This is a genomic window from Mesorhizobium sp. M4B.F.Ca.ET.017.02.2.1, assembly GCF_003998955.1.
GTDB lineage: Bacteria > Pseudomonadota > Alphaproteobacteria > Rhizobiales > Rhizobiaceae > Mesorhizobium > Mesorhizobium abyssinicae.
Genome location: NZ_RZOF01000441.1, coordinates 1 through 4,472, shown reverse-complemented (window position 1 = coordinate 4,472; position 4,472 = coordinate 1). Strand labels below are relative to the sequence as shown.

General features: G+C 67.9%; 3 protein-coding genes. 2 read left to right on the top strand and 1 reads right to left on the bottom strand.

What is annotated here, in order from left to right; all coding sequences use genetic code 11:
* A partial coding sequence (locus EN738_RS31450; RefSeq protein ID WP_127286995.1) for a glycosyltransferase occupies nt 1-901 on the top strand: 901 nt, incomplete at its 5' end.
* Nucleotides 898-2,676, top strand: a complete 1,779-nt coding sequence (locus EN738_RS31445; protein ID WP_189606072.1) for an ABC transporter ATP-binding protein — start codon at nt 898-900, stop codon at nt 2,674-2,676. The genes EN738_RS31450 and EN738_RS31445, both read left to right, overlap by 4 nt.
* 67 nt (nt 2,677-2,743) lie before the next feature.
* Here the strand turns inward: EN738_RS31445 and EN738_RS31440 are convergent, their stop codons facing one another.
* Nucleotides 2,744-4,159: a hypothetical protein gene (locus EN738_RS31440; protein ID WP_127286994.1), complete on the bottom strand. Its 1,416-nt coding sequence runs from the start codon at nt 4,157-4,159 to the stop codon at nt 2,744-2,746.
* Nucleotides 4,160-4,472: the final 313 nt, after the last annotated feature.

The window sequence follows — 4,472 nt, the reverse complement described above, 5'->3', positions numbered from 1 at the left end:
GGCCTGCATCGCCTCGATCCAGGCGGCCTGCCTGGCTTATCCGGCCTTTCCGGCCGAGCTGGTGGTGGTCGACAATGGCTCTCGCGACGGCACGCCGGAACGCCTGGCCTCGATCGCCGAGAAATCGCAGGTGCCCATCACCGCCCTCTCCGAGCCACGGCCCGGGCTGGCGGCGGCGCGCAATGCCGGACTGGCGCGGGCGCGCGGCCGCGTGCTGGTGTTCGTCGACGACGACTGCAAGCTCGAGCGGACCTATCTGCGCGACCTGCAGCGGCATTATGCGAGCGGCGAGAAATGGCTGATCCGCGGCGGCCGTGTCGAGCTCGGCGACGCACGCGACCTGCCCTTCACCATCAAGCGCTGCGAGCAGCGCCAGCGGCTGACGCCGGCCGTCCATCCGGGCGGCTTCGTGCTCGGCTGCAACATGACCATGCACCGCGACGTCGCCGCCCGCATCGGCCCCTTCGACGAGCGCTTCGGCGCCGGCGGCGCGCTGCGCTCGGCCGAGGACACCGACTATCTGGTGCGGGCAATGCTGCTCGGCATGCCGGTCGAATATGTGCCTGACATGACAATCTTCCACCATCACGGCCGGCGCGACCGCAAGGCGATCGACCGGCTGCACCGCGACTATCATTTCGGCAATGGTGCGCTCTGCCTGAAGCATATCCGCCGCGCGCCCTGGCTGCTTAGGCATTTCTATTGGGCGGTGCGCGCGGCGCTGCGCGAGCTTGTCGGCGGCCCAAGATTCGATCCCGAGCTCAGGCTGTCGCACTGGCCCGTCGTCGCCATGAACCTGGCGGGGGCGGCGAAATTCGCGCTGCTTGTCATCACCAGGCGGCCGGCCCCCGAACCGCTGCGGCGCGCCGAGCCCGGCGAAGCCGAGGCCAGGGCGCGATGATCCGGCCGCTGCCACCGGCGCTCTCGATCCTGCGGCGCGCGCTCGGCGGCGGGCTGCGGCGCCTGCTGCCGATCGTGGTGCTGCTCGGGCTTGCCGGCGCCGCGCTGGAGGGCCTCGGCATCGGCCTGATCATCCCGCTGCTCGGCATCATCATGGGTCATGGCGACGCTTCCGGCATGGGCGGTCTCTCCGCCCTGCTGCAGAAGGTCGGCGCCGGGCTCGGCGAGCGCGAGCGGCTGATCGCCATCTCGGCGGCGATCCTCGGCTCGATCCTGCTCAAGAACCTGCTCGGCTTCGCCAATACGGTGCTGACCGCCCACATCTACGGCAAGGCGAGTTTTTCCATCCGCAGCGCGCTGTCGGAACAGCTCTTGAGGGTCGGCTATCCGTTCTTCCTGCGCGAGAGCCCGGGCCGACTGCTCAACATCATCTCCAATGAATCCTGGCGCGCCTCCGACGCCATCCAGGCGCTGCTCGGCTCGATCGTCAGCGCTTCGGCGGCGATCATCCTGCTCGCCTTCCTGCTGCTTCTGTCCTGGAAGATGACGCTGCTGGTGACGCTGGGGCTGGCCCTTGTCCAGGTGGCGCATGCGATGCTGTCAGCCCAGCTCAAGGCGCCGAGCCGCAGCGTCGCCTCGCGCAACAGCGCGCTCGCCTCGCAGATGCTGCATCTGGTGCATGCCGGGCGCCTCATCCGCATCTTCGGTCAGGAGGCGCGCGAGAAGGCGGCGTTCGACAGGGCCTCCGACGGCGTGCGCCATGCCGCCTTCGTGCTTTCGACCCGCCAGGGCGCGCTGCCGCCGCTGACCGAGGTTCTGCATGCCATGCTGTTCCTGGCCACGGTGATCGGCGCGTGGCTGGCCGATGTCAGCTTCCCGCTGACCGCCGCCTTCCTCATCCTGCTCTACCGGCTGCAGCCGCATATGCGGGCGCTGCAGATGTCGTGGAGCCAGTTGCAGGGGCTCTCCGGATCGCTGGAAGAGGTGACCTGGCTGCTCGACCCCACCGGCAAGCCGGCGCCGCCGCAGGGCAGCCTGCCGTTTCCGGGGCTTAAGGAACGCATCGCTTTCGAGGGCGTCAGTTTCACCTATGCCAGCGAGGAGCAGCGCGCGGCGGTGCTGCATGCCGCTACCTTCGACATCCGGGCGGGCCGTTCGACGGCGCTGATCGGCCGCTCCGGCGCCGGCAAGACGACGATCGTCAATCTTCTGTGCCGCTTCGTCGAGCCGGACGGCGGCGAAATCCTCATCGACGGCACGCCGCTTGGCGAGATCGATCCGTCCGACTGGCGGCGCCACATCGCTCTGGCCAGCCAGGAGCTGGAGCTGGTCGACGGCACGATCCTCGACAACATCACCTATGGCCATGACACCGCGTCAGTCGAAGACGCCGAGCGCGCCGCGCGGCTCGCCGAGGCGCATGAGTTCATCGAGCGCCTGCCGCAGGGCTACGCCACCGTCGCCGGCTATCGCGGCGTCAACCTGTCGGCCGGGCAGCGGCAGCGCATCGCGCTGGCGCGCGCGCTGGTGCGCGACCCCGACATACTAATCCTCGACGAGGCCACCAACGCGGTCGACGGGCTGTCGGAAGCGGCGATCGTCGAAACGCTGAAATCGCGCGCCGGACGGCGCACGACGCTGGTCATCAGCCACCATCACTCAACGATCTCGTTCTGCGACGACGTGGTGATCCTCGACCATGGCAGGGTGAAGAAGCAGGCGCCGTTCGCCACGCTGGCCGCGCTCAGCATGGACGAGCTTTACCAGCCGGAGTGAGGGCGACGCTGAAACTGCCAATCTCTCCCCCGCGGGGAGATCGGCAGCTCTGCGGTTTTCGCCAATCCTAAGAGGCGTGCAGCCGGCGGCGCGCGCGGCGGCGGTGGGTGGGGTGCGCGGGGTCGGCGACCACGCCGGCGATCTCGACGACATTGTCCTCGCGTGTCCTGGCGGCGGTCACCCGATGCAGGCGCTCAAAGGGTAAGAGCTCCTTGATGCGGGCATTGAGCGTCGCGACCTCGGCGCGCAGGTCCTCGCATTCCTGCTTCTGGATATCGAGCTCGATCTGCTCGGAGGCCTGCTGCAGCGACAGCTGCGAGAGATTGGCGTTGACGGCCGAGAGGTTCATTTTGTCGCTTTCGCTCTCGCTCCTCAGCACGGCCAGCTTCTCGTCGGCGATCTGCTTTTCGGCGAGCGCGTCGCTGGCCTGCGCCTTGAGCCTGGCGATCTCGCTTGCCGCCTCGCCGTTCTCGTTCGCGGCACGCTCCAGCCGCGCCTGCAGGTCCTGGATCTCGGAACGCAGGCCGCGCATCTCGGCCTGGCCACGCGCAAGCTCGGCCTCGCGATCGGCCTCGGTGAGGCTGGTCGCCTCTGCCGATTCCTGGAGCCTCGCCTGGGCGCTCTCCAGCGCCTTCTGCAGCCGCGCCTCCTCCTTCTCGCTCCTGCCGAGCGCGGCGGCCAGATCGGTGATCCGCGCCATGTCGGTGGCGTGCATGGCCGCGACCTCGTCCATCTTGTGGCGCGCCTCGGCTTCGCGCTTCTGCGACTGGTCGAGGTCGACCGCCAGGCTGACCTGCTTTTCGCGCAGCATCTTGCTCTCGCTGGCGCTTCGGTTGGCCTCGACGGCTTTCGCCGAAAGCTGCTTGGCGATGTCGCCGAACTCGGCCTCGCGCCTGGCGCCGGCATTGGCCGCCTCGACGAGCTCGAGCCTCGCCGCGGCGAGCGCGGCACGCAGCGCCTCGCGCTCCTGCACCAGGCTCGCCTCGCGCTGCTGCAGCGCCTCGAACGCGCCGTCGCGCTCGCGCTGCTTGCGCGCCGCCTCGACCAGTTGCTCCGACAGCGCCCGCTGCTCGCCGGAAAGCCCGGCATTGGTAAGTTCCATCTCGTTGGCGCGCAGGATGTCGCCATGCAGAATGCCGAGGAACTCGCGCGTCAAATGCTGCGAGGTGGCGATCTCCGAGAGCTTGCCGCTGATTTCCTCCAGGTGCCCCTGCGCATCGCGGAACAGCCCATCAAGGGCGCCAAGCGCGGCAAGCCTGGTCTGCGTGTGCGGGGTCAGGCGCTGTGGATTCTCGCCCGCTTGCACTTCGGCCTCCGGCCCTGGAGCGTCCTCTTCCGGCACGGAATCCGGCCCCGCGGCGCTGACCTCCTCCGACGATTCTTCGTCGAGGCACGCATCGAATGCTTCCGCCAAATCCGTCTGGAGCTCCTCGAAAGCTCTGTCCACCTCATCGGCACGCTTGATAAGTTTCTTGAAGTTCATGACCGAACACCTCCAACTCAAACGCACTTCGGATAATTAACGATTAGCTAATATGGGCTTCTACATCCCTCGCTTCCGCTAGGGAAGTCCCCCGATAGGACTAGCGCGCACGGCAAGAACGGCGCGACAGCGCCCGCCCGTGGCCTGCCGGACATCGCCCTCGAGGGGGAATCCGGCTGTCTTGCCTGCCTGTAGCCAATTCATCGTTTGAGGAGTGAGTTGCTCGAAGTTTGAGGAGTGAGTTTCTCGAAAAGCTTCGATCTAGGGCGCAGGGGCCGGCCGACCAGAGGGGGGTGCGAAGGATCGCAGGAAC

Coding starts and splice junctions, on each gene's coding strand:
- EN738_RS31445 (WP_189606072.1), top strand. CDS start 898: ATGATCCGGCCGCTGCCACCGGCGCTCTCGATCCTGCGGCGCGCGCTC.
- EN738_RS31440 (WP_127286994.1), bottom strand. CDS start 4,159: ATGAACTTCAAGAAACTTATCAAGCGTGCCGATGAGGTGGACAGAGCT.